Source organism: Oceanobacillus sp. FSL W7-1304 (assembly GCF_037969805.1).
Taxonomy (GTDB): Bacteria; Bacillota; Bacilli; order Bacillales; family Amphibacillaceae; genus Oceanobacillus; species Oceanobacillus profundus.
In genome coordinates this window covers 48,485-69,283 of the sequence record NZ_CP150211.1, presented here as the reverse complement: position 1 = coordinate 69,283, position 20,799 = coordinate 48,485, and the positions used below count along the sequence as shown (strand labels likewise).

Annotated in this window: 25 protein-coding genes; 4 read left to right on the top strand and 21 right to left on the bottom strand. The window is 36.6% G+C overall.

Translation table 11 applies throughout. The features are described 5' to 3' along the window. Positions 1-10 precede the first annotated feature (10 nt). From ftsL to NYE61_RS00365, 5 genes are all read right to left on the bottom strand, one after another. Positions 11-391: a cell division protein FtsL gene (gene ftsL / locus NYE61_RS00385; RefSeq protein ID WP_095308493.1), complete on the bottom strand. Its 381-nt coding sequence runs from the start codon at positions 389-391 to the stop codon at positions 11-13. Further along, positions 391-1,368 (bottom strand): 16S rRNA (cytosine(1402)-N(4))-methyltransferase RsmH, encoded by a 978-nt coding sequence (rsmH, locus tag NYE61_RS00380; RefSeq protein WP_187393135.1) that lies wholly within the window; start codon positions 1,366-1,368, stop codon positions 391-393. The genes ftsL and rsmH overlap by 1 nt, the downstream gene beginning before the upstream one ends. A 110-nt stretch (positions 1,369-1,478) precedes the next feature. Further along, complete coding sequence (gene mraZ / locus NYE61_RS00375) at positions 1,479-1,910, bottom strand: division/cell wall cluster transcriptional repressor MraZ (RefSeq protein WP_095308491.1); 432 nt, start codon at positions 1,908-1,910, stop codon at positions 1,479-1,481. A gap of 210 nt (positions 1,911-2,120) precedes the next feature. Then, positions 2,121-3,740: a bacillithiol biosynthesis cysteine-adding enzyme BshC gene (bshC, locus tag NYE61_RS00370; RefSeq protein ID WP_339316573.1), complete on the bottom strand. Its 1,620-nt coding sequence runs from the start codon at positions 3,738-3,740 to the stop codon at positions 2,121-2,123. A 93-nt stretch (positions 3,741-3,833) separates the two neighbouring features. After that, a complete protein-coding gene (locus NYE61_RS00365; RefSeq protein WP_095308488.1) occupies positions 3,834-4,214 on the bottom strand; it encodes a DUF3397 domain-containing protein in 381 nt (126 codons plus the stop codon). A 281-nt stretch (positions 4,215-4,495) separates the two neighbouring features. On the opposite strand from NYE61_RS00365, the gene NYE61_RS00360 reads away from it, so the two are divergent. Next, complete coding sequence (locus NYE61_RS00360) at positions 4,496-4,981, top strand: N-acetyltransferase (RefSeq protein WP_095308487.1); 486 nt, start codon at positions 4,496-4,498, stop codon at positions 4,979-4,981. A gap of 100 nt (positions 4,982-5,081) precedes the next feature. Here the strand turns inward: NYE61_RS00360 and NYE61_RS00355 are convergent, their stop codons facing one another. The 3 genes from NYE61_RS00355 to NYE61_RS00345 all read right to left on the bottom strand — a co-directional run bounded on the left by NYE61_RS00355 (position 5,082) and on the right by NYE61_RS00345 (position 6,720). Further along, positions 5,082-5,567, bottom strand: a complete 486-nt coding sequence (locus NYE61_RS00355; RefSeq protein ID WP_339316571.1) for an RsfA family transcriptional regulator — start codon at positions 5,565-5,567, stop codon at positions 5,082-5,084. A 404-nt stretch (positions 5,568-5,971) separates the two neighbouring features. Next, the gene (rpmF, locus tag NYE61_RS00350; RefSeq protein WP_095308485.1) at positions 5,972-6,145 is read right to left on the bottom strand and encodes a 50S ribosomal protein L32; all 174 of its coding nucleotides are present in this window, start codon (positions 6,143-6,145) and stop codon (positions 5,972-5,974) included. Between the two features lie 44 nt (positions 6,146-6,189). Continuing rightward, entirely contained in the window at positions 6,190-6,720 is a 531-nt protein-coding gene (locus NYE61_RS00345) for a YceD family protein (protein WP_095308484.1), read from the bottom strand. 168 nt (positions 6,721-6,888) lie between these two features. On the opposite strand from NYE61_RS00345, the gene NYE61_RS00340 reads away from it, so the two are divergent. Then, a complete protein-coding gene (locus tag NYE61_RS00340) occupies positions 6,889-8,115 on the top strand; it encodes a nucleotidyltransferase (protein ID WP_339316568.1) in 1,227 nt (408 codons plus the stop codon). 112 nt (positions 8,116-8,227) lie between these two features. Here the strand turns inward: NYE61_RS00340 and NYE61_RS00335 are convergent, their stop codons facing one another. Then, entirely contained in the window at positions 8,228-9,247 is a 1,020-nt protein-coding gene (locus NYE61_RS00335; protein WP_303448227.1) for a SepM family pheromone-processing serine protease, read from the bottom strand. A 189-nt stretch (positions 9,248-9,436) separates the two neighbouring features. Between NYE61_RS00335 and ylbJ the strand changes: the two genes are divergently transcribed. Beyond that, entirely contained in the window at positions 9,437-10,648 is a 1,212-nt protein-coding gene (gene ylbJ / locus NYE61_RS00330) for a sporulation integral membrane protein YlbJ (RefSeq protein ID WP_095308480.1), read from the top strand. A 66-nt stretch (positions 10,649-10,714) separates the two neighbouring features. On the opposite strand, the gene coaD is transcribed toward ylbJ, so the two are convergent. From coaD to NYE61_RS00295, 7 genes are all read right to left on the bottom strand, one after another. Then, a complete protein-coding gene (gene coaD / locus NYE61_RS00325) occupies positions 10,715-11,200 on the bottom strand; it encodes a pantetheine-phosphate adenylyltransferase (RefSeq protein ID WP_095308479.1) in 486 nt (161 codons plus the stop codon). Between the two features lie 199 nt (positions 11,201-11,399). Beyond that, a complete protein-coding gene (gene rsmD / locus NYE61_RS00320) occupies positions 11,400-11,951 on the bottom strand; it encodes a 16S rRNA (guanine(966)-N(2))-methyltransferase RsmD (protein WP_095308478.1) in 552 nt (183 codons plus the stop codon). A gap of 362 nt (positions 11,952-12,313) precedes the next feature. Continuing rightward, the gene (locus NYE61_RS00315; RefSeq protein ID WP_095308477.1) at positions 12,314-12,589 is read right to left on the bottom strand and encodes a DUF2129 domain-containing protein; all 276 of its coding nucleotides are present in this window, start codon (positions 12,587-12,589) and stop codon (positions 12,314-12,316) included. A 98-nt stretch (positions 12,590-12,687) separates the two neighbouring features. Then, a complete protein-coding gene (locus NYE61_RS00310; protein ID WP_095308475.1) occupies positions 12,688-13,125 on the bottom strand; it encodes a YlbF family regulator in 438 nt (145 codons plus the stop codon). Between the two features lie 60 nt (positions 13,126-13,185). Next, positions 13,186-13,419, bottom strand: a complete 234-nt coding sequence (locus NYE61_RS00305; RefSeq protein ID WP_095308474.1) for a YlbE-like family protein — start codon at positions 13,417-13,419, stop codon at positions 13,186-13,188. Between the two features lie 11 nt (positions 13,420-13,430). Continuing rightward, on the bottom strand, positions 13,431-13,820 hold the full coding sequence (gene ylbD, locus NYE61_RS00300) for a spore coat protein YlbD (protein ID WP_095308473.1): 390 nt from the start codon (positions 13,818-13,820) through the stop codon (positions 13,431-13,433). A gap of 435 nt (positions 13,821-14,255) precedes the next feature. Further along, on the bottom strand, positions 14,256-15,329 hold the full coding sequence (locus NYE61_RS00295; RefSeq protein ID WP_095308472.1) for a CAP domain-containing protein: 1,074 nt from the start codon (positions 15,327-15,329) through the stop codon (positions 14,256-14,258). 309 nt (positions 15,330-15,638) lie between these two features. Between NYE61_RS00295 and NYE61_RS00290 the strand changes: the two genes are divergently transcribed. Continuing rightward, positions 15,639-16,004, top strand: coding sequence for a YugN family protein (locus tag NYE61_RS00290; protein ID WP_095308471.1), 366 nt, complete (start codon positions 15,639-15,641; stop codon positions 16,002-16,004). Positions 16,005-16,075: 71 nt separating this feature from the next. Here NYE61_RS00290 and NYE61_RS00285 read toward each other — a convergent pair whose 3' ends face one another. The 5 genes from NYE61_RS00285 to ctaD all read right to left on the bottom strand — a co-directional run bounded on the left by NYE61_RS00285 (position 16,076) and on the right by ctaD (position 20,797). Beyond that, the gene (locus tag NYE61_RS00285; RefSeq protein ID WP_095308470.1) at positions 16,076-16,531 is read right to left on the bottom strand and encodes a DUF420 domain-containing protein; all 456 of its coding nucleotides are present in this window, start codon (positions 16,529-16,531) and stop codon (positions 16,076-16,078) included. A gap of 90 nt (positions 16,532-16,621) precedes the next feature. Further along, on the bottom strand, positions 16,622-17,518 hold the full coding sequence (ctaG, locus tag NYE61_RS00280; RefSeq protein ID WP_095308469.1) for a cytochrome c oxidase assembly factor CtaG: 897 nt from the start codon (positions 17,516-17,518) through the stop codon (positions 16,622-16,624). Between the two features lie 476 nt (positions 17,519-17,994). After that, on the bottom strand, positions 17,995-18,315 hold the full coding sequence (ctaF, locus tag NYE61_RS00275) for a cytochrome c oxidase subunit IVB (RefSeq protein WP_095308467.1): 321 nt from the start codon (positions 18,313-18,315) through the stop codon (positions 17,995-17,997). 3 nt (positions 18,316-18,318) lie between these two features. Next, entirely contained in the window at positions 18,319-18,942 is a 624-nt protein-coding gene (locus NYE61_RS00270; protein ID WP_095308466.1) for a cytochrome (ubi)quinol oxidase subunit III, read from the bottom strand. Between the two features lies 1 nt (position 18,943). Then, positions 18,944-20,797 carry a cytochrome c oxidase subunit I gene (ctaD, locus tag NYE61_RS00265; protein WP_095308465.1) on the bottom strand — a complete coding sequence of 618 codons (1,854 nt, stop codon included), beginning with the start codon at positions 20,795-20,797 and terminating at the stop codon, positions 18,944-18,946. Between the last annotated feature and the right edge of the window lie 2 nt (positions 20,798-20,799).

Sequence of the window (20,799 nt, the reverse complement as noted above, 5' to 3'; positions counted from 1 at the left end):
AGCCCCTTGCTTAGTTGTTAAACGTCTGCGCTTGCTTTACTTCCGCATTTTGGATTTTCAATCCATTTTTGTCTGCAATCTCGATAATTCGTTCCGGTCTTGACAATTCCTTCACTTCAAACATGAGACCATCATTTGTTACCTGTTGCGTATTAACGGTTTGTTCAAGCTGCTGAAGTTCCCTATTTATTGTATCAGTTGTCGAAGAAAATGACACCATATAAATACCGGAAATGACGAGACACGCCCCAATAAAGGAGTATATAACTTTCTCACCTTTAGTTATCCATCCATTATTTTTTACTTTAACAGAAACTTTCTTTTCTTTTTCTGTGTTTGGAGTATACTGTGGATTGATTTGCTGCCAATTACGGGCTCCGTTAGCACTCATTATTTCTTCCACCCTTCTTCATAAGTAAATTCATTTCTCCATTCAGTTACTTTCTCAACAACACGTAATTTTGCCGAACGCGATCTTCGATTTTCATCTAATTCATAATCCCCTGGCATAACTGGTTTTCTTGTAATTAATTTAAATGGCGCTTGATGTTCTGCTGGAATTATTGGTAAATTCCTTGGTGTATCCTTTTCCGTGCTCCATTTCTTAAATGCTTGTTTACAAAGTCTATCTTCAAGCGAATGGAAAGTAATAACCGCAATTCTGCCTTCTACACCCACCATTTTTGCAGCTTGGTGCAGTGCATCATTAAATGCCGCCAATTCATCATTTACTGCGATACGCAACGCTTGGAAAATCCGCTTTGCAGGATGTCCACCTTTACGTCTTGCTGCTGCGGGGATACCTTCTTTAATAATTTCTACCAATTGATGAGTTGTTCTTATTTCCTCTTTCTCACGGTAGGCCTCAATTTTCCTTGCAATTTGTTTTGAAAATTTCTCTTCTCCGTAATTGAAAAAAATAGAGACCAACTGACTATAAGGCCACGTATTAACAATTTCATAAGCTGTCAGCTCTTCTGTCTGGTTCATACGCATATCCAGCTCGGCATCGTGATGATAGCTGAATCCTCTTTCCCCTCTATCTAGCTGGGGTGAGGAAACACCAAGGTCAAATAAAATTCCATCTACATACGTTATTTGTCTGTTTGTCAGTTCCTTTTCCAATCCTCGAAAATTGGAATGAACAAACAATATTCTATCCTCATATGCTTTCAACCTTGATTTCGCAGCTTCTAAGGCATCAAGATCCTGGTCAAATGCAATTAGTAATCCATCTTCACTCAGTCTCTTGGCGATTTCTAGCGAGTGACCACCACCACCTACCGTACAATCTACATATGTACCGTTCGGATTAATCGCCAATCCCTTTATCGTTTCTTCTCTTAAAACACTATAATGTTCAAACATACTTACACCCACTTTATTGATTTACGACTAATGTCCAGCCGCTCTGTGAAAAAGCTTTTCCAAGAAGATTACGTCCAGCTCCAGCGCCCTGCGCCTACGCTTTCGTATTATTAAAGATCAAAATCCATTAGATTTTCGGCAATCTCTCCAAAGGATTCCTCAGAATCTGTAACATATTCTTCCCAGCTGTCACTTGCCCAGAACTCTACACGGTTTGATACGCCGATAACGTTACAATCTTTTTCCAGGTTTGCATACTTGCGAAGCGTTGGAGGAATATTTATTCTTCCCTGCTTATCCACTTCACATTCAACAGCTCCGGAAAAGAAAAAACGAGTAAACGCTCTGGCATCCTTTTTAGTAAGTGGGAGTTTCTTTAATTTTTCTTCTAAAATTTTCCATTCTTCCATAGGGTATGCGAATAGACACTTATCCAATCCGCGCGTCACCACGAAGCTAGCTCCGAGATTTTCACGAAACTTGGAAGGGACAATAATTCTACCTTTTGTATCAATGCTATGTAGGTATTCGCCCATGAACATCTAGTCCGCCCCACTTTCATATTTTTTATATTACCACATCCCTCCACTATCCTCCACTTTATTTAATAAAAAATATCTACCTCTTATTAAAATAGGTCTTTTTTACCAGATAAAAACAATAAGAAAAAGCTGTCATATCAACGTTTGACAGCTTCTTCTTATTGTTTTATAAAATGGTGGGGGATAGTGGTGAAAGTTTCCCTAAAACAATTAAATATAAATAATATAATGACCTTTCTCAAAATCATAAGGTCGATATGTTAGCTCTGAAATAAACTCTATCCCATAGGTATTGATCCATGGCAACGGATTCCAAACCCGTTCCTGTAATCCCCCCTGCGGGTGTAACGTCCTTTCTATTTCATCAAAGGTTCGTAATTCTTTTTCATACTTTTCTTCTAAAACTTTCACGATCCGTTCTGTTAAAAAGTCAATATCGCGATATAGATATTCTAAGTTCTTTTCACTCAAATCGCCAATATCAGCTCGAATACTCTTAGCTAATTTCCTTAGCGGCTGATGCGCTGTCTCAATAACTTCCTTCATTTGAATGGATAAATCTTCAACTGGAGGATTACTTTTTGATTGCAGCCATTTTTCCTTTGTAACGCGAACACCTTTATTGATAGCATCAGCTATATCAATATCAAATTTTTCCAATGCTTTCTTCACTTTGTCTTCAACAATAGTGAACGAAAGTCTAGGAACAACTGGCGGCATTTTGATATTCAAAGCATGAAATGCAGGTTGTAATGCAGCCCAATAACCAATTTCACCTGGTCCGCCAACAAATGCTAATGTTGGAAATAGTAACTCCTGCATCAATGGGCGGGTTACCACATTATTACTTAACCGTTCTGGGTAGTTTTCAGCAATAGAAATTAATTCATTTGTTTGAAAACACACTTCATTCTGTTTTCCAACCCATTCCCCTTCATCATTTCTAAAAAGGAGTATTCGTTCCTGATCTTTATGGTAAAACAAATGGCCGACCGCCTCACTTAGCTCTAAAGATATAGCATATCCATCTTTAGCAAGTCGTTCAGAAACATTAAACACCTCCAAACTGATCTCCTCCTGATGCCTTATCATTTTCTTGAAATGTTCTGTTTCCAGCTGTCTTGTCTTAGCACTGCCAGAATCAACAACGACAAGTCCATCTTCATTAAATAGATGAAAAATCACTCGAGCAAAAAAGTCTGTATAGGTGTCTGATAACTCAATAGCTTCATGAATAGTAGCATAAATTCGTTTCGTAAACTTGGTCTCTTTCAACTGCTCAAACAATTCATCTACCCATTCAACGAGAGCGGATCGATTAATGGATATATTCGATACAGAGCGTTTATCCATTAAACGATGACGGATTTTATATTTTTTCATATTGTTGGCATCAGGTAAATAAACATGATTAATTTCTTCAAAATCATGATCTTCCCCAGCAATCCAGAAAACAGGAATTACCGGAATCCCTAACTTTTCCTCCTGCTGCCCGGCGAGTTGGATAATAGAGACAATCTTATTTATTGTGTACATTGGTCCTGTTAAGAGGCCCGCCTGTTGTCCTCCTATCACCACAACACTATCCGTTTCTTTTAACCTTTCAATATTATTCAAAGTTGACGCTGGTGCGCCCCACTCCTTATTCATCGTAAATAATACATCCGTTAAGTGTTTCCGCTCAAAAGTACGTTCATGTAGATCTCTGACTCGCTGATAGTAATTATCATGAGGTAGATAATCAAAGAAATCCATAATAGTACCTGCATTATTACGGTAATCCGTTATCAGCTGACTTTGAGTCTTCAGTTGTATAGGGTTGATTCGCATGGATTCCGTTCTCCTTCTATATATCATTATGTACAAATTGTATTGTACATAAAAACTGCATCCATTTCACCTAATCTGTTTATACTTCATCATTTAACCTATTAACCGCTGGATGACCCCGATAAATGTTAGTAATATGTACATTGTAAAATACAACAAGAAAGCCAATCGCCATATGATCTTTATCGCCTTCCGAAAAACTATCTCAGTCTGGCTTTTCCATTGGAATATAATTACACTCCCAAGAGCAATCAAAAATAAAACAACCATCCAGCCCACAAAGCTGCTTCCAACAATTAGTTTTAGCATAATCGAGACTGCGATAATATAAAAACAAGTTGTCCAATTAACAGCTTGATGCAAGGCTCGCAATTTGTTTCCATGTTTTTTTATGGAAATTATATAAATGAGTATAGTTGCAACAAGTGGAATTGTAATAAAAAACGCAATACTATAAATGAAATAATCAAGCATGTGCTTTTGTTTTCTCCTTTTCTATTATCCTTCAATTATTTTAAATACCATCCCCATAAACTTATTTTTTATTGTAACAGATAAGCATACAAGATGGATTAAAATTTCTAGTTATTTTGTGATTATACATTCATAGGTTTACAATTTATTTAAAAATTATCATTTTTGTATTATACTGTATTTATACAGACACTTGACTCACATGAGGTAAACGCTTCCGCAATGTTCCAGGTAGGAACATTGGGAAAATAGGTACTAACTTTAGATAGGGGAGAAAGCTAATGGATCATTTAAAAGTCGAAAATCTTTTAGTCAATTATAAGACACTCGAAAAATTTAAGCGATTTAAAGAATATGGAAATCAAGAATTAACGATGATGGAAGACTTACAAAATAACATCATTGAAAACGATAGTAAGTCTCCATTTTTTGGAATTTACTATGGTGATAATCTAATTGCAAGAATGAGTTTATACGAGGTTAATAAAAAATACGATTATTACTTTTCACCACAACAGGACTATTTAACAATATGGAAGCTTGAAGTTCTACCAGATTACCAAGGTAGAGGGATTGGAAAATTAATGGTTGATTTTGCAAAAGAGTCTAAACTACCGATCAAAACAAGTCCACGGATAAATTCCCATGGTTTCTGGGAAAAGATGGGATTTGTAAAAGCCCATTATGAAATGGAAAGAGATTTAGGAGAAAACCCACTAATCTGGCTTCCTGAAGGTGTTCAAGAAAAGGAAATCAACCCCAATTAATGAAAAGCAAGACCTGAATGGATCGGCTCCATTCAGGTTTTTTTTACTATTTATGAAAGTATAATTAGATCATGGTTTCACTTTCTACATTCATCTTGAATTAATTTTGCTTACTTTCTCTTACCCAAGTCCATAGCTTATTCATTTCCTGCCATGCGTTATCATAACGTGATAATTGATTTTTCAGCTTTTCGTTTTCTTTTTCTATATCCTTTAATTTTTGTTGATACGTTTTGTCTAATTCCGCTTTCTCAGCATCTTCAAAATTAGTTTTCATTTTCTCGAGTAAAAGTATAGCAGACTCTATCGTATATCGTTCTGCAGATTCATTATGATTAGCACTAGGCGTCCCTTTCCTTAACCCGCTTTTTCGTTCTTCTTTAGCCAACTGAATGGCATTTTGATATTGTTTGCGAATAGTAGCATTCCAGCGGAATCCACATGCTGCTGATGTACGAGAAAGCTGGGCTGCAACCTCTTTAAATGCTTCGAGCTGCGTTCTACCTTCTCGAATAAAGCGTAATACTGTTTCAGCAAGGATAATATCCTCATCCTTTGCCCATGCATCCTGCCTTGTATCGTTCATAACACCCCTCCTAACACGTTTGCTATCAATGTATGCAAAAAATAGGGGTACTAGAATAGGATTCTTGTTTCAAACTGAAAATTTTTCACAGCAAGCACATTCCATCAGAACAACTCCTGCTAAAAATTGTAGTCTTTTTTTATACAATAATATAAATTACGAACTAACTTCTGTTTGTTAAGTTCGAGCAGCTCCCGCCGTCCAGGATCGTTCCGAGCTGTTTAGAGTAACGATAGTATTTCAATCATCTATGTTAGTTATAGGTAGTAAGCCAGTATTAACGAAGAATATATCAGGAGCGGATATACGCTCTAACCAAAATTGCGCATTATGTCGCATATTCCTTCAAAAAAAGAAAAAACAGACCACTTAAAAATGTGATCTGTTTTTTATACATCCTGATATTAGTTGCTCACTACTTCTTTTCCATCATAGTGACCACAAGATTTACAAACATGGTGTGGTTTTGTTAATTCACCACAATTAGAACATTCTACCATGCCAGGTACGTGTAATTTTTTATGAGTACGACGTTGATTTTTAACTTTTTTAGACGTTCTTTGTTTAGGTACTGCCATGACTTACACCTCCTTCAAATGAAAGTAAAACTTGAATGTAATTCTTATTTTTCTTTCTTATTATTTTTAAGCAAAGACTCCAATTTTTTCAAACGGGGATCTATTGTCTTTTCTGTTTTCACTTCTGAAACAAATTCCCAACCATTTCCTTTAGAAGGAGCACCTTCTTCTGGATTTGCTTCTTCGGAAAATACTCGATATGGAACTTCCAATAAAATATTTTCCTTGATAATCGGAGTTAAGTCAAGCACTTCTCCATCTATAAGATGAATATCATGTTCTTCTTCATCGCTGCCATCATAAGAAGAAGTTGAAAACACTTCATTTGCTTTAACTGTAAATGGATATGGTACATCAACCAAGGTTCTAGCGCATGGTAATACCATTTCCCCTTCAATCAGAAAAGAGAAAAAGAATTGATTTCCATGAATGTCTGCTTTCCCATGGACACGAACATCATTGATTTTACGTATATCATTGTTCATTGTTTGTAGTTCATGGACATTCACAAGTTCATCAAACTCAAATGGCTTATCGACAGCATTTTTTCTGATTTGACTTAATGTAAATTTCAATATTATCACCTCTAGGCAACAAGAGTTATTTTAAAAGAAAAATGAGCTTTTGTCAACATTTTTTCTTTACACATATATGTATTCTTCCCGTTAGCAATTTTACTAATCATTATAGCATGGAAGATGCGCGAATGACTATCTTTTGTTACAATATATACCATTAAGCCCATGGGAGTTGAGGAAATGAATGCATGTGGTCTAATCGTAGAATACAATCCATTCCATAATGGTCATGTCTATCATTTGGAGGAAGCTAAAAAAACAACAGCTGCTGACTGTGTAGTTGCCGTGATGAGCGGATCGTTTTTGCAGCGGGGTGAGCCTGCGATAATTGATAAGTTCCACCGTACAAAAGCAGCACTAAATACTGGCATCGATGTTGTGCTCGAACTCCCTTATGTTTACGCTGTACAGCATAGTGATATTTTTGCCGCCGGGGCTGTTAAAACACTCTATGAATTCGGTGTAAACAGTGTTTGTTTCGGAAGTGAATCCGGCTCAATAAATAGCTTTTTATCAAGCTACCATACATTTAAAGCGAAATCATCAATTTTTAATCATACACTAAAATATTATTTAGATGCAGGAAACTCTTTTCCAGAAGCTAGTACATATGCTTATAAAGAGATTGGGCTGACAGATTCGAGTATGGATTTATCAAAACCAAATAATATTCTCGGGTATAGCTATGTAAAAGCAATTATGGAAAACAAGCTACCAATTGAGCCATTAACCATTAAGAGGAAAGCAAATGCATTTCATGATGAAAACATAACTGGCACGATTGCTAGTGCAACAAGCATTCGAAAAGAGCTAATGAAACAACATACATTGACATCTAAGATTACCGATAGCCTTCCAGGGGAAACAGTCAATCAGCTTCAGCAATATGTACTTACGGCTTCTCATTGGCATGATTGGGAGAAATACTTCCCGCTATTACACTATCGAGTAATGACCATGTCGAAAGAAGAGCTCGCAACTATACAAGGTGTTGATGAGGGGATTGAAAATAGAATTAAAGCTACAGCTAAGATAGCTAGTTCCTTTCAAAATTGGGTGGAAGCTATTAAAACGAAGCGTTATACATGGACGAGAATTCAACGAATGTTTGTGCATATTTTAACGAATACAAAAAAAACTGAGATTGAGATGATCTCACAAGACTCCTCCGTACCGTATGTTCGTGTAATCGGGTTAACCAATAATGGGAGGAATTATTTAAATCAACAAAAGAAGCAAATGAATGTTCCAATCGTGTCAAGCATAGGTAGAAATCAACATAATATATTATCTATCGAAGAGAAAGTAAGTAATACCTATTACAGCATTCTGCCACCCAAAAGCAGACAAAAGCTGTTTAAACAGGAGCTGCAAGCACCTATCATACTTTAATGAAAATACAATCAGCGGTAATGAAACAAAAATAGATCTTTTGCAAGATCTATTTTTGTTTAGCTATTCTTAAAATCATTCTCAGTTTACTTCGATTTGTTTCATAACCAGGTTATTCTTTCATTTCCTCTAAAAAACGTAATGCATCTTCAAAAGTATCGACAGGGATAACTTGCATATCAGTTCCGATTTCTTCTGCTGTTTTCTTTGCAATTTCATAATTAGAGTTCGCTGCTCCATTTTCATTCGGTGCAAAGAAGATATCGATTCCCTCTTTATCTGCAGCGACTATTTTCTTATCAATCCCACCAATCCGGAGTACATTACCATCATAATCGATTTCTCCAGTACCAGCGATTTCATGCCCTTTTGTAATATCTTCTTCTGTTAATTGGTCATAAATCTCCAGCGTGAACATTAATCCTGCACTCGGTCCACCAATATTTCCACTTGTAAACTGAATATCGCGGTCAACTGTTACATCGCGATCCGTAACAAGACTAATTCCAATTCCCACTCGATTGTCTAAGTCACTGAATTCCTCAAGCATGATCTCAGCCTCCATCGCCTCTTCCTCACGAACAAATTCGATTAGAACAGTATCTCCAGATTTTTTATCATCTACATACTGAATTAAGTCTGCTGATTCGCGAACTTCCTGACCGTCAATTCCAATAATACGGTCACCTGTTTCAAGCTTTCCTTCTGCTGGCATACCATCAACAACGGAAACAACATAGACACCTTGATAATCGATTGTTATTTCTTCACCAGCAGCTTCATAGGCTACTACTGTTGCAGCCTCCTGCGAGCTCTCCATTACCTGCAGCTGAGCATGCATATAATCATCTTGTGAAATTCCCTCAGGAAAAACTTGATCCAATGGTAAAATATCATGATACGAGAATATTTTTGCCAGTACATACTGAATCGGTGTTGCTTGGAGGCCACTTACCGTCACAAGGTGCATGTCTCCTTCACTCTCAAAACCATCCGCAACCTCGACAATAGGATTCAACGTATTCGCTCCACCGGGTTTTTGAATATAGTATGGTAATTGATATGTACCAAGAAAGTAAACAAGAGCAATTATGATAATAAAAAATAATATATTTCTTTTTGTCATTCTCATTGCAGCTTAAAGCCCCTTTCTTCCTTCCAAACATTTCTTTAACATGTCTATGGAATATTTATCTGATGTATGAGCGTATATTGTATAGACCCGTACTTTTCCAACGATGTTTTAGTACAAGCTAGAATAATTCTACTACTAACGAAATAAGTTGTACAGAGCTAGGTTCATTTCGTAGGAGGCTTTCGATTGGGACAATTACTTAAAACCTTTATCTATTCAAGTTTTTCAATTTTTTTGACTATTGCTTTAATCCGCTTTCCTGATCAATCATTGGAAGCAGGCATTCGTGGATTAAATATGTGGTGGGAAGTAGTATTTCCTTCCCTGCTACCATTTTTTATTACAGCTGAATTATTGCTAGCATTTGGGGTTGTAAAGTTTTTTGGAATATTATTTGAACCAATTATGCGTCCCTTATTCAACGTTCCTGGTTCTGGAAGCTTTGGCTGGATGATGGGTATGGCAAGCGGCTATCCTACAGGGGCGAAGATAACAGCACGTTTACGTGAAGAGAAGCAATTGTCGAAAATTGAAGCGGAACGACTCGTTTCATTCACTAATAATTCCAGCCCACTATTTATTTTCGGTGCAATTTCCGCTGGTTTTTTCCATGATTTAAAGCTAGGAGCACTTTTAGCAGTATGTCATTATACAAGTAATGCAATGGTTGGAATTTGCATGCGTTTCTATGGAAGAAAGGAAGAAGCAACAGATCGCAAAAAAACGAGCAAACAGAAAGTTTCCCTAATAAAAGCTTTTCGGGAAATGCACGAATCACGTGTAAAAGCGAATAAACCGCTTGGTGAGATTCTTGGCGATGCTGTATTGAATTCCATTAAAACATTGGTCATGGTTGGGGGATTCATCATTCTTTTTTCAGTACTAATAAAACTGTTATTTTTAGTTGGTATTTCATCTGCTATCGCCACAATTTGGGAGCAGCTTTTAATAATCATCGATTTCCCTACGGACTTGGCACTTCCAATTTTTTCAGGTTTATTTGAAATTACTATTGGAGCAAATATGATCTCCCAAACGATGACAGACACCCTTTTACAGCAAGCAATAATTATTAGCTTTATTCTCGGTTTTAACGGGCTTTCGATTCATGCACAAGTAGCTAGTATCCTCGCAAAAACAGATATTCGCTATCTTCCATATTTTTTTGCAAGAATTTTACATGGTTGTTTTGCCGTTATATTAACGATCATTCTCTACAAACCGCTATATTTAGACAGGCAGACAATTGATTTGAATGAAATACCCGTTTCACATCTCGACTTAACAGAAAATATTTGGGTGATAATTCTTTATTATCTGAAAGATGTGGGACCTGTTGTTACCATTGTATGTCTAGCACTATCTGTGTTTATTCTCTATCGGAGAAGTTTCAAATAATGCTTCATGAATATAAAAACCAGCTCCTAAAAAGCAGATGCTTACGGAGCTGGTTTTTCTCTTTTTTTAAATATGATTATATTTTTCCTTCAGTGCTTGCTCTACAAATTCAGGTACTAGTCCGCTAATATTCCCATTATACTTAGCTATTTCCTTTACCATGCTTGAGCTAAGGAAAGAGTACTGATTATTCGTCATCATGAAGAATGTTTCAATATTTTCATTTAGCTTCCTATTCATGGATGTAATTTGCATTTCATATTCAAAATCACTCACGGCACGAAGCCCGCGGATAACAGCATGTGCATTTTTCTCCTGCGCGTAATCCATTAGCAGATGGTCTGAAGCATCTACGGTGACATTTGGAATGTCCTTGATGGATTCCTTTAATAAATGAATTCTTTCTTCTACCGTGAAGAGTGGTGATTTAGCTTGATTATTAAATACAGCTACAATAACTTGATCAAATACCTTCGCTCCTCGGCTAATAATATCCAAATGTCCATTTGTAATCGGATCAAAGGTGCCTGGACAAATTGCTAACTTTCCCATCGATAACTTCCTTCCTATTTCGATTTATAAAGTGGATTAATTCTTAGATTTCCTTTTCTCCAAGGAATGCTAGTACCACAAGGATATGAACCAAGATCCTGAACATAATCAGGAAAGTATGAGATGTTGGCATCAATAGGTATATGAAACAAGATCCCTCTCGATACTCAGATTTCCGGGATAGGTTACTACAGCCCATTTATGTGCGATAAATTGTTATTCCAATCGTGCCTCCATAATTTTCTTGCTTCACCAAACTTAAACCCGTCTGTTCATTTGGGAGTTTCTCTGTTGGATCATGTTCACAATAAATTGTACCACCAGTATTAAGTAAGTCCAGCTCCATCATTTCGTCTATAAGTTTTACATAATCCACTTTTCCATACGGTGGATCCATTAAAATAAGATCAAATTTCAACTCTCTTTTAGCTGCTGCTTTAATTGCACGATGTGCATCTGCTCGAAATACTTCAGCATATTGATCCAATTTCAATGTTTGGATATTTTCTTGAATCGTATGTATTGCCTTTGGATGCTTATCAACAAATATACCATAATCCATTCCACGGCTTAGCGCTTCAATTCCGAGCGATCCACTACCTGCAAACAAATCAAGTACCCTCCCACCCTCGAAAAAAGGACCTATCATTTGAAATACAGCTTCTTTCACTTTATCCGTTGTTGGTCGCGTTGATTTGCCTGGAACCGCTTTTAATTGCCTGCCTTTAAAATCACCTGCAATAACTCGCATGAATTCACCTCAATTTGATGCTATTCGACATATATCCTACCATAAAATAAAACATTAGAAAACAATGATCTCATAAGTGGTCAAGTTCATCTGATGATAATAAATGTATATAATTAATTTCATGGTACATACTAGCATTATGAACAACTAGTTATTAGCTTGGTTGTTTCAAACGGAGTAGACTTACACTTCCCCATAAGTTCTTGCTCCGGTTTCTCCTCTCCCTTTGCCTTTTTGTTTTTCAGGACGAAAAACAAAGGGACCTGCAGAAATATCTTCTGCAGGTTTTTCTTTTTATATTACGTTGGCTTCAAAACATCAAAAAAGCCTTGCTAGGAAATAATTATTCCAAGAAGGCTTATTTAGATTCCCATCTTATAATCATATTGTTTTGCTTTGTCCGGTTTCGCATTTTCATAATCTGTACGGACAAATGGTTTATACGATCTTTCTATCTTTGAAACAAATGGTTGCTTTAATATTTTCGCTTCTACCTTTTCCATCTCATCCTGGTTAATATAAATTACAGCATATTTTAATCGTTTGGAAGCATATACCAAATTCCCATATCGCTTTAGTTGCTTAATATTCTTCATATGCTGAAACCAGACAACAATACCTTGTCTATTTGTCCTCACTCGAAAACCCCACTATCCGCTTAGTTCTGAATTTGATCATTTATGCTATATTTTTGTCCGCCCTTAGGGGTTAATAACCTAAGGACGAACATAATTGGCTAAGAAGCACACCCACATGCTCCACCACTGCCACAACCACAGCCACTATCTGTAAGTGCAGCACCATCTTTTGGAGCTTTAATTTGCTTGCTAACACTCTCAGCAACATACTGGCTAATTTCATCCAATAAGATCTGGAGATTCCGCTCAGCCATTTTAAATGCTGCTACTTTATCATGCATATCCATTTCTCTTTTTACAACACGGATATTTTTCATGATATCATAGTAATCTGGGTGATAGCGACCAAACCGCTGGACATCCTCGTATTGGTCCTTCATATCTAAAAAAGCCTTTATCAGCTTTTGAGCATCCTCATCCTCATGAAGTGCAGCACGGGTTTGCTTATAGGCTTCCATCGTATCAGACGCCATAACCATTTTGCCAAGTTGCTCAGAACGGTCAAGTATATCCACATATTCCAATGTAGCTATCATTATTACACCCCCACTACTATATAGTATCATTTAATTGGACAGTTGAAAATAAAATAGATTCTAATCTTTCATTGCTTTTGCAACTTCAGTCAACATACTAATCATTTGTATACGATCATTTAGTGTACTTATTTGCTGTGGCAGTGTCTTACCATAGAAAATTTTAGCTTCCTTTTCCATCTCTTTTATTCTTTCTGGTTCCCTTGATAAATAACGGTACCATACTGGATTATATCGCACAAAGGTCGCTAACTTTGGATTTGCTTTTAAATACTGGATACTTTGTTGATCCATTAAAAGTCACCTCAGTCTTGGACCCATTTAAATGAATCCTTTTCGGGCTGATTATTTTTCTGTGTCTTTTTAAATTGCGAAACCATTTCTTGGATAGCTGTAACTGCTTTACTTAACTGTTCAACTTGACCTTGCATTTTATTCACATCCAAATTAGATGTATATTTCATTAGCTGACTGACGAGCTCCGTATTTTTTACACTTTCCTTTTCTTCGTTCACATTTTCTTCATGCTTATCCACTTTATATTTATCCCAATACGAATCATCTTCCCCTAACAATGCCCACTTTTCATAATACTCCTGCCACGATCTGCCACTTTTTCTAATTTCCTTTATTAGGGCTGGATGCGAATTGATAAAGTTTTTAAAAGAAACTACCGACGGATGTAAATCTTCCATGTGATCACCCCTTGCAAAATAAATAGTCATTTGTACTAACTAATTTATGCACAGGTCACTCATATGTGAAAATGTAAAACAAAAACTGTACGGATTATATATAAACTGCGAACTAACTTACTAGCTGTTTTCTTCAAGTTCGTGCAATAATCGCCATCCGGGATCGCTCCGGGCGTATGCTTTCCGTGGGCACGGCTTCAGCCTCTTCGGAAGAAAATCGCTTCCGATGAGTCTTCAGACACGTGCTGTTCCCACTGGAGTCACCGCCCTACGCTCACCCGACTGGTTAGAGCAACGTTTCTGTTTCGATATACTATACTAGTAGTCAGCGAGCAGGTATACGCACAACCCATAATTGCACATTACTCCGCAGTTTCTTTCAACTATTATATATGTTGATTTCTTGTTCATGTTGACAGGTTATAAAAGCTGTAATTATAATGGTTTACCGAGGAAATTCTGCGTGTAATAAAGCCGATGCACACCGACACCGATGTGGGTATAATCATTGCTTAACAAAGCTTCACGGTGCCCTTCGCTATTTAACCACCCTTCCATCGCCGCTGGTGCATCTGGATATTGAGCAGCAATATTTTCTCCAGCTGCAGTATAAAAAACTTCTCCTGCTTCTAACCGTTCTTTTAGTCCATCCCCATTTAAACTATAATGTGAAAAATAATTATTTTCTTCCATGTCTTTACTATGAAGAAATGCTACATTGCTTACACTTTCTTCCCAATCTAACTTATCCTTGCCATGCCGATGCCTTATTATATTGGTAATATCATAAATTTGTTGCTCCATTCCCTTTTCAATCTCTTCCCATTCATCTTCCGTAAAGATCGGATCGTCTGGGAGCTTCCCTCTATACTCAATTTCATATGGACGTTGCTTTAATATTGTATCTGCAGTTAAAACTCGAAGTGATGATAGCTTATCAGTGAATGTATCAAAATAAAGCTGAATAAATGTGTTATCATTTAATTTTACAAGTGGTCTTACTTGTATATCCTCCTTCGAAATTCTAAATTTATAAGATGATACTCCATTATTATATGAAACTTCTTCCGAAAAGCTGAACTCCTGGTCAACCTCCCCATACGGTTGCCCAATATAAACAGGATTTATATCCAACCCTTCTCCTGTCGCAAAAATGGTTTTAACTACATTATCTTCTACTCCAAATTGTACATACTGGTTCGTCGAATTCGTATAAACCAACCATTCGTAATCATAGGCACTTTTATCAATCCGAACTGGGACGCCAAAGCTCTCTTCAAGCGCTTCACTCGTTTGACCTATCCATTGAAATATATTTCCCTCTAATGGGACGACTGATGTGTCTTCTTCACTCGGAGAAACTTTTGTATCTAATACATGTCTCTTTTCTTTAACAATTTTTGTGACTTGTTGAACCACTTCTTCCGGTGAAGTTTCCGTTCGATCCAAAAAATAAAAAACAGCGATTCCAAGCAACGTTAAAAAAAATAAGCTTTGAATTATTCGCATTGGTGACTCCCCCTTTCTTTATTAGTATCATCTTATACTTCATACTATCGTGACCAGAAGAGAGGACCTATCTAAAACGAAGCGAGGGAAACTCCCATTCGCTTTCTTAGAAGTTGGGTGGTCCAGATGTATCCACTACACATTTCATAGAAAACAAGTGTGGGGGGATTTATATTCTCTTTACCCTATTATTATATTTATTATCGCAATTATATACCTATTCAATAGATAATAATTGGTTTTTAATTGCATATTAAGCGTTTTCGTACTATCATTATACAATGAGGACTAATATATGAGGTGAAAAAAATGAGATTGGAAAATACGGGCATAGAAGATTCAATTGTAGATTTAAGACCTCTAGATCATTTAACTGGTAAACATGCATTTATACGTGCAGGACAATGGGACTATGAGCGAGTTACTTATGATTACAAAATTGGGTCACAAGAAAAGAACGTTACATATTACATTCGTATTCAAGGATATGCTATCGAAGGTGATGTTGATAGAGGAGACGCTGTTATTAAATTATTAACACCACTGCTCGGCAAGCATTACTACCCACATGGTGTCGAATATGGTGAAGCGGAAAATTTCCCAGAAAGTCTAGTGGAAAGAGCACACACACTTGTTGCAAAGGTTGCTGAGGAAATTCAGCATCATAAAAAGTAAAACAATAAATTAAAAGCTTTGTTAAAGCTACAAGAAACCAGCTGTTTAGACCAAACAGCTGGTTTCTTGTACTAAAAGCCCAATATAGCCTTAATCAGACTTGTTGTTTCGCCACCATCATAAATAACATACAATAATAAGTAAACCGCAACACCAGTAATAGCAGTGAAGAACCAAATAATGCTCGTTACAGGTCCTATTTTTTGATGTTTAGCTATATTTCGTTTTAATGCTAATACAATCGTTACAATTCCAAACACTGCACCAGTTGTTGCTAAAATAATATGGAAAATAAGGAAGAGCGTATAATAAATTTTAATATTCTCCGGTCCGCCAAAGCTCGTGTTTCCATCGAAAATTGTTCGAGACATGTAAATAATAAAAAATAGAATCGCACTAAGTGCAGCTAAAAGCATAACCTTCTTATGTGCTTTCTTCTTCCCTTTAACAATTAATATCCATCCAATCGCAACTAGGACTGCGCTTAGAACGATAAAAAAAGTACTTAGCGTTGGTAAAAATGGCATAACTCACGAATCCTTTCTAGATAAAGTGAAACTTTATTCAATATGGTCCACTTGCCTTCATAACATGTGATAAAGTTTTATCCTTCTCTCTTATTCTGCAGACGTTGGAAGTGGGTCAACAGTTTGACTTTCTTTAGAAAACCATCTAAAGAATATCGTTCCTAATACGATTCCATACGTAATTTCTTGCATGATTTTCATAATAATGCCGCCCAGTTGTTGATCCTCCACTGTGCCCATGCTAGTAAACATTTCTGGTCCTGAAAGAGCTGGCGCTAAGCCTTGAAGTACATCACCAGGAACACATAAAGCCAAAGCTTGAAGCCATGAACCGTTTTGTGAATAAGCAGCAAAAAGTGGTTCCGGTGCAAAGATAATCAGCACACAAGCTGGTGTTATTAAAACACTATTTCCAATAATATAAGCCATTTTCATCAACGGATGCAGCTTGTCCATTTCCTTGATCGGAGATAATAACGGGAACCAGACAATAATAGCTGAAATAAACAAAATCAACGATGTCGATGTATGCATAATTTGTGACTCTTTTGCAAGATTGAAAACTACTGGCATATGATAAAAAGAGAATAACACGTTAAATAACAACAATGAAATAAGTGGCTTCGTAAAAAATGTGAACACAGGTTTAATAACCGGCGTATTAACAACCTTTCTCCAAATCCATTCTGGGATTCCTTTTAACAAAAAAATAGGCACAACGAGTAAGTAAATAGCCATTTGAATCATATGTGCTGTTAAGGTAATATGTGAAAGTAAGTCAATAGGTGACCCTTTAACAATATATAACAACACAAGAGAGAGATAAAAGAGAAGTTGTTGCTTACCAGTTGGTTTAGCTTCCCCACCAAATTTATGACGGTAAGCTCCTGTAATGAAATAGTATAAAATAGCAAGACCAACGATAAAAAGAAAATAATAGGGACTCCACAGTGCACGGAAACCAAAAATCTGTAATTCTAACCACATCATTAATCACTCCATATAGTGGATTATCTTTTTATTATAACGTATAAAACAAATAAATTCTTTCCTTATTGTGACAAATTTGTTAGAGAAGTCAGCATTCATTATGGATTCCAAATGAGTCCTCTAATATAGACAGCTAAGCTTAGCTACTTTTCTGCTTAGAAAATTTGCCATTTGTTAAAGGTATTCTTATGAGAACGTTTTTTGTAACTTTAACTATACATGTGCTTCTTACATGCTTTTTATTAATAGCTTAGTTGCACTTATGCAAATAGAGAATGGGACAAAAGTATTGTTATGATATAAAAAATCGAACCTGTTTATTGCAATAACGCGCACTGGAAATATACTTCGCTAAGTTTGTGTATTGTTCTTCTTTACATTAAACACTTTTGTTATATCCCCGTCTTTATCTGCCAAAAAAAGATCGGGATATGTACATCCCGATCTTTTTCTATTCAGATTCCAAAGTTGTCTTACCACCAAATAATGGTTACAAACGTAACTCCAACTAAGAACGTAACCCATATTCCACCGAAAATTAATAACGCTGGAAATTCATGTCCTTTATCTTTCATATGCATGAAGTAATAGAATTGGAACCCAACTTGGACAATTGCCAATATAAGTATTAGCGGGATAACAAACATTGAGCTGATTCCCATGGCAACTGCGAAGAAGGCAATCATTGTAAAGAAAATCATCAATGCGAAAGTAATAATTTGCTTTCGCATCTCTTCTCGATTTTTTTCTTTTTGGTACGAATTAATTTTGTTGGTACTTGTATTTTCCGTCATAAATTAACTCACCATCCCCATTAGATATACTACTGTAAAGATGAATACCCATACAACGTCAATAAAGTGCCAATACAATGCAAATGTATTGAATTTTGGAGCATTATAAAGATTTAATCCTCTTTTAGCATTTCGTACCATTAGCGTAATTAGCCAACTTAGTCCGAAAATAACGTGACCTCCGTGGAAACCAACTAATGTATAGAATGCTGACCCAAATGCTGATGAACGGAATGTAAATCCATAATCATGAATATAGTGTGCAAACTCATAGATCTCACAAGCTAAGAAGCCAATACCTAATAATGCTGTAATTCCTAACCAAAGCATCATCTTTTTAAAATCATTATTCTTCATATGGTATATAGCATATACACTTGTAAGTGAGCTTGTTAATAACAGAACAGTCATTAAGAATACTAAATCTAATCCGAATAAATCTTGTGATGTTGGACCACCAGCCGTTGAATTTCTTAAAGCTAGGTACGTTCCAAAAAAGCAAGCAAAAAGAACTGTTTCTCCGCCAAGGAAGAACCATAAACCTAGAAATTTATGTTTTCCTTCCATTGTTGCTTTTGAAGGATCTTCTGGCATCGTTTTCGGGTTTAAGGAATGATCATGACTCATCTCAGTCAGCCTCCCTTTCTAGTTCTTCTTTGGAAATATGGAATCCAAGATCATCTTTCAAGGAACGGATTACCATACAACCAATCGCAATAGCCATACCAGCATACAATGCTATTAACCAAGCTTTATGATCAGTTTGATAAATGAAACCGAAAGATGCGATAAAGAAACCAGCTGTCATAATTAAAGGAAGAATAGATCCGTTAGGCATATGAATTTCATCCAATGGCTCTGCAGGAGTCATTTTTCCATTTCCTTCTGTTTTCTCAATCCACAATGGATCAAGGCCTCTTACTAAAGGCATTTGTTTAAAATTATAAAACGGCGGTGGTGAAGGAATTGTCCACTCTAATGTACGAGCATCCCACGGATCTGCAGGTGCTTTTTCACCTTTAACAGCAGTATAAACAATATTAATAAGAAAAACTATTGTTCCAATTGTCATAAAGAAGGCGCCAATCGTACTAATCAAATTCCCAGTATCGAGCCCTTGGTTTTCCAGGAATACCCAATAACGACGTGGCATACCCATTAATCCTAGGAAATGCTGGATGAAAAATGTTAAATGGAATCCAATAAAGAATGTCCAGAAAGCTAATTTACCCATACCTTCATGTAAAATTCTTCCGAACATTTTTGGCCACCAGTAGTGACAAGCTGCAAATAGACCAAACACCACACCACCAACGATTACATAGTGGAAGTGAGCAACAACGAAGTAGGAATCATGGTACTGATAATCCGCAACGTTTGACCCAAGCATAACCCCTGTCATACCACCAATTGTAAATGAAGGAATAAATGCCAGTGCCCAAAGCATTGCTGAATTAATAACAATACTTCCGCCCCACATCGTAAATAACCAGTTAAATATTTTAATACCTGTTGGAACAGCAATCGCCATCGTTGCAACAGCGAATATGGAGTTAGCTACTGGTCCTAAACCTACTGTAAACATATGGTGTGCCCAAACCATAAATCCTAAAAACGCAATCAAAAAGGTTGCAAATACCATTGCAGAATAACCAAACAATCGCTTCTTAGAGAATGTAGGTAAAACCTCACTAAACACCCCAAATACAGGTAAAATCAGTATATATACTTCTGGGTGACCGAATATCCAGAAAAGGTGCTGCCAAATTACGGAGTTCCCACCAAGAGCTACATCAAAGAACGCAGAACCAAACATACGGTCAAACATTAGTAGGAACAATCCAACAGTTAATGCAGGAAATGCGAACAAGGTTAGGACACTCGTTACAAAAGTAGTCCATGTAAATAATGGCATACGCATATAAGTCATCCCTGGCGCACGCATCGCAACGATGGTCACAAGGAAATTAATACCACTCATTAATGTTCCAGCACCAGATAGCTGTAATCCCATAACATAAAAGTCTGTCCCATGTCCCGGTGATTGAATCGATAATGGTGCATATGCAGTCCAACCTGCATCAGGTGCTCCTCCTAAAAACCAACTACAGTTTAATAGAATACCACCGGAAAAGAACAACCAAAATCCGAGTGCGTTTAAAAATGGAAAAGCAACGTCGCGTGCCCCGATTTGCAGTGGCATGATATAGTTCATAAGACCAAATAATAATGGTGTGGCTGCAAGGAATATCATGGTTGTTCCGTGCATCGTGATCATTTCATTATACAAACCTGCAGTAATAAAATCATTCTCAGGTTTAATTAACTGAATTCGAATTATAAGAGCTTCTAGTCCACCTAGTAGGAAAAAGAATCCACCACCCATTAAGTACAGAATCCCAACTTTTTTGTGGTCAACGGTGGTCAAGTAATCCCATAGTACAGCACTAAAAGCTCTCTTTTGAGTAGCTGCATTACTCAAAG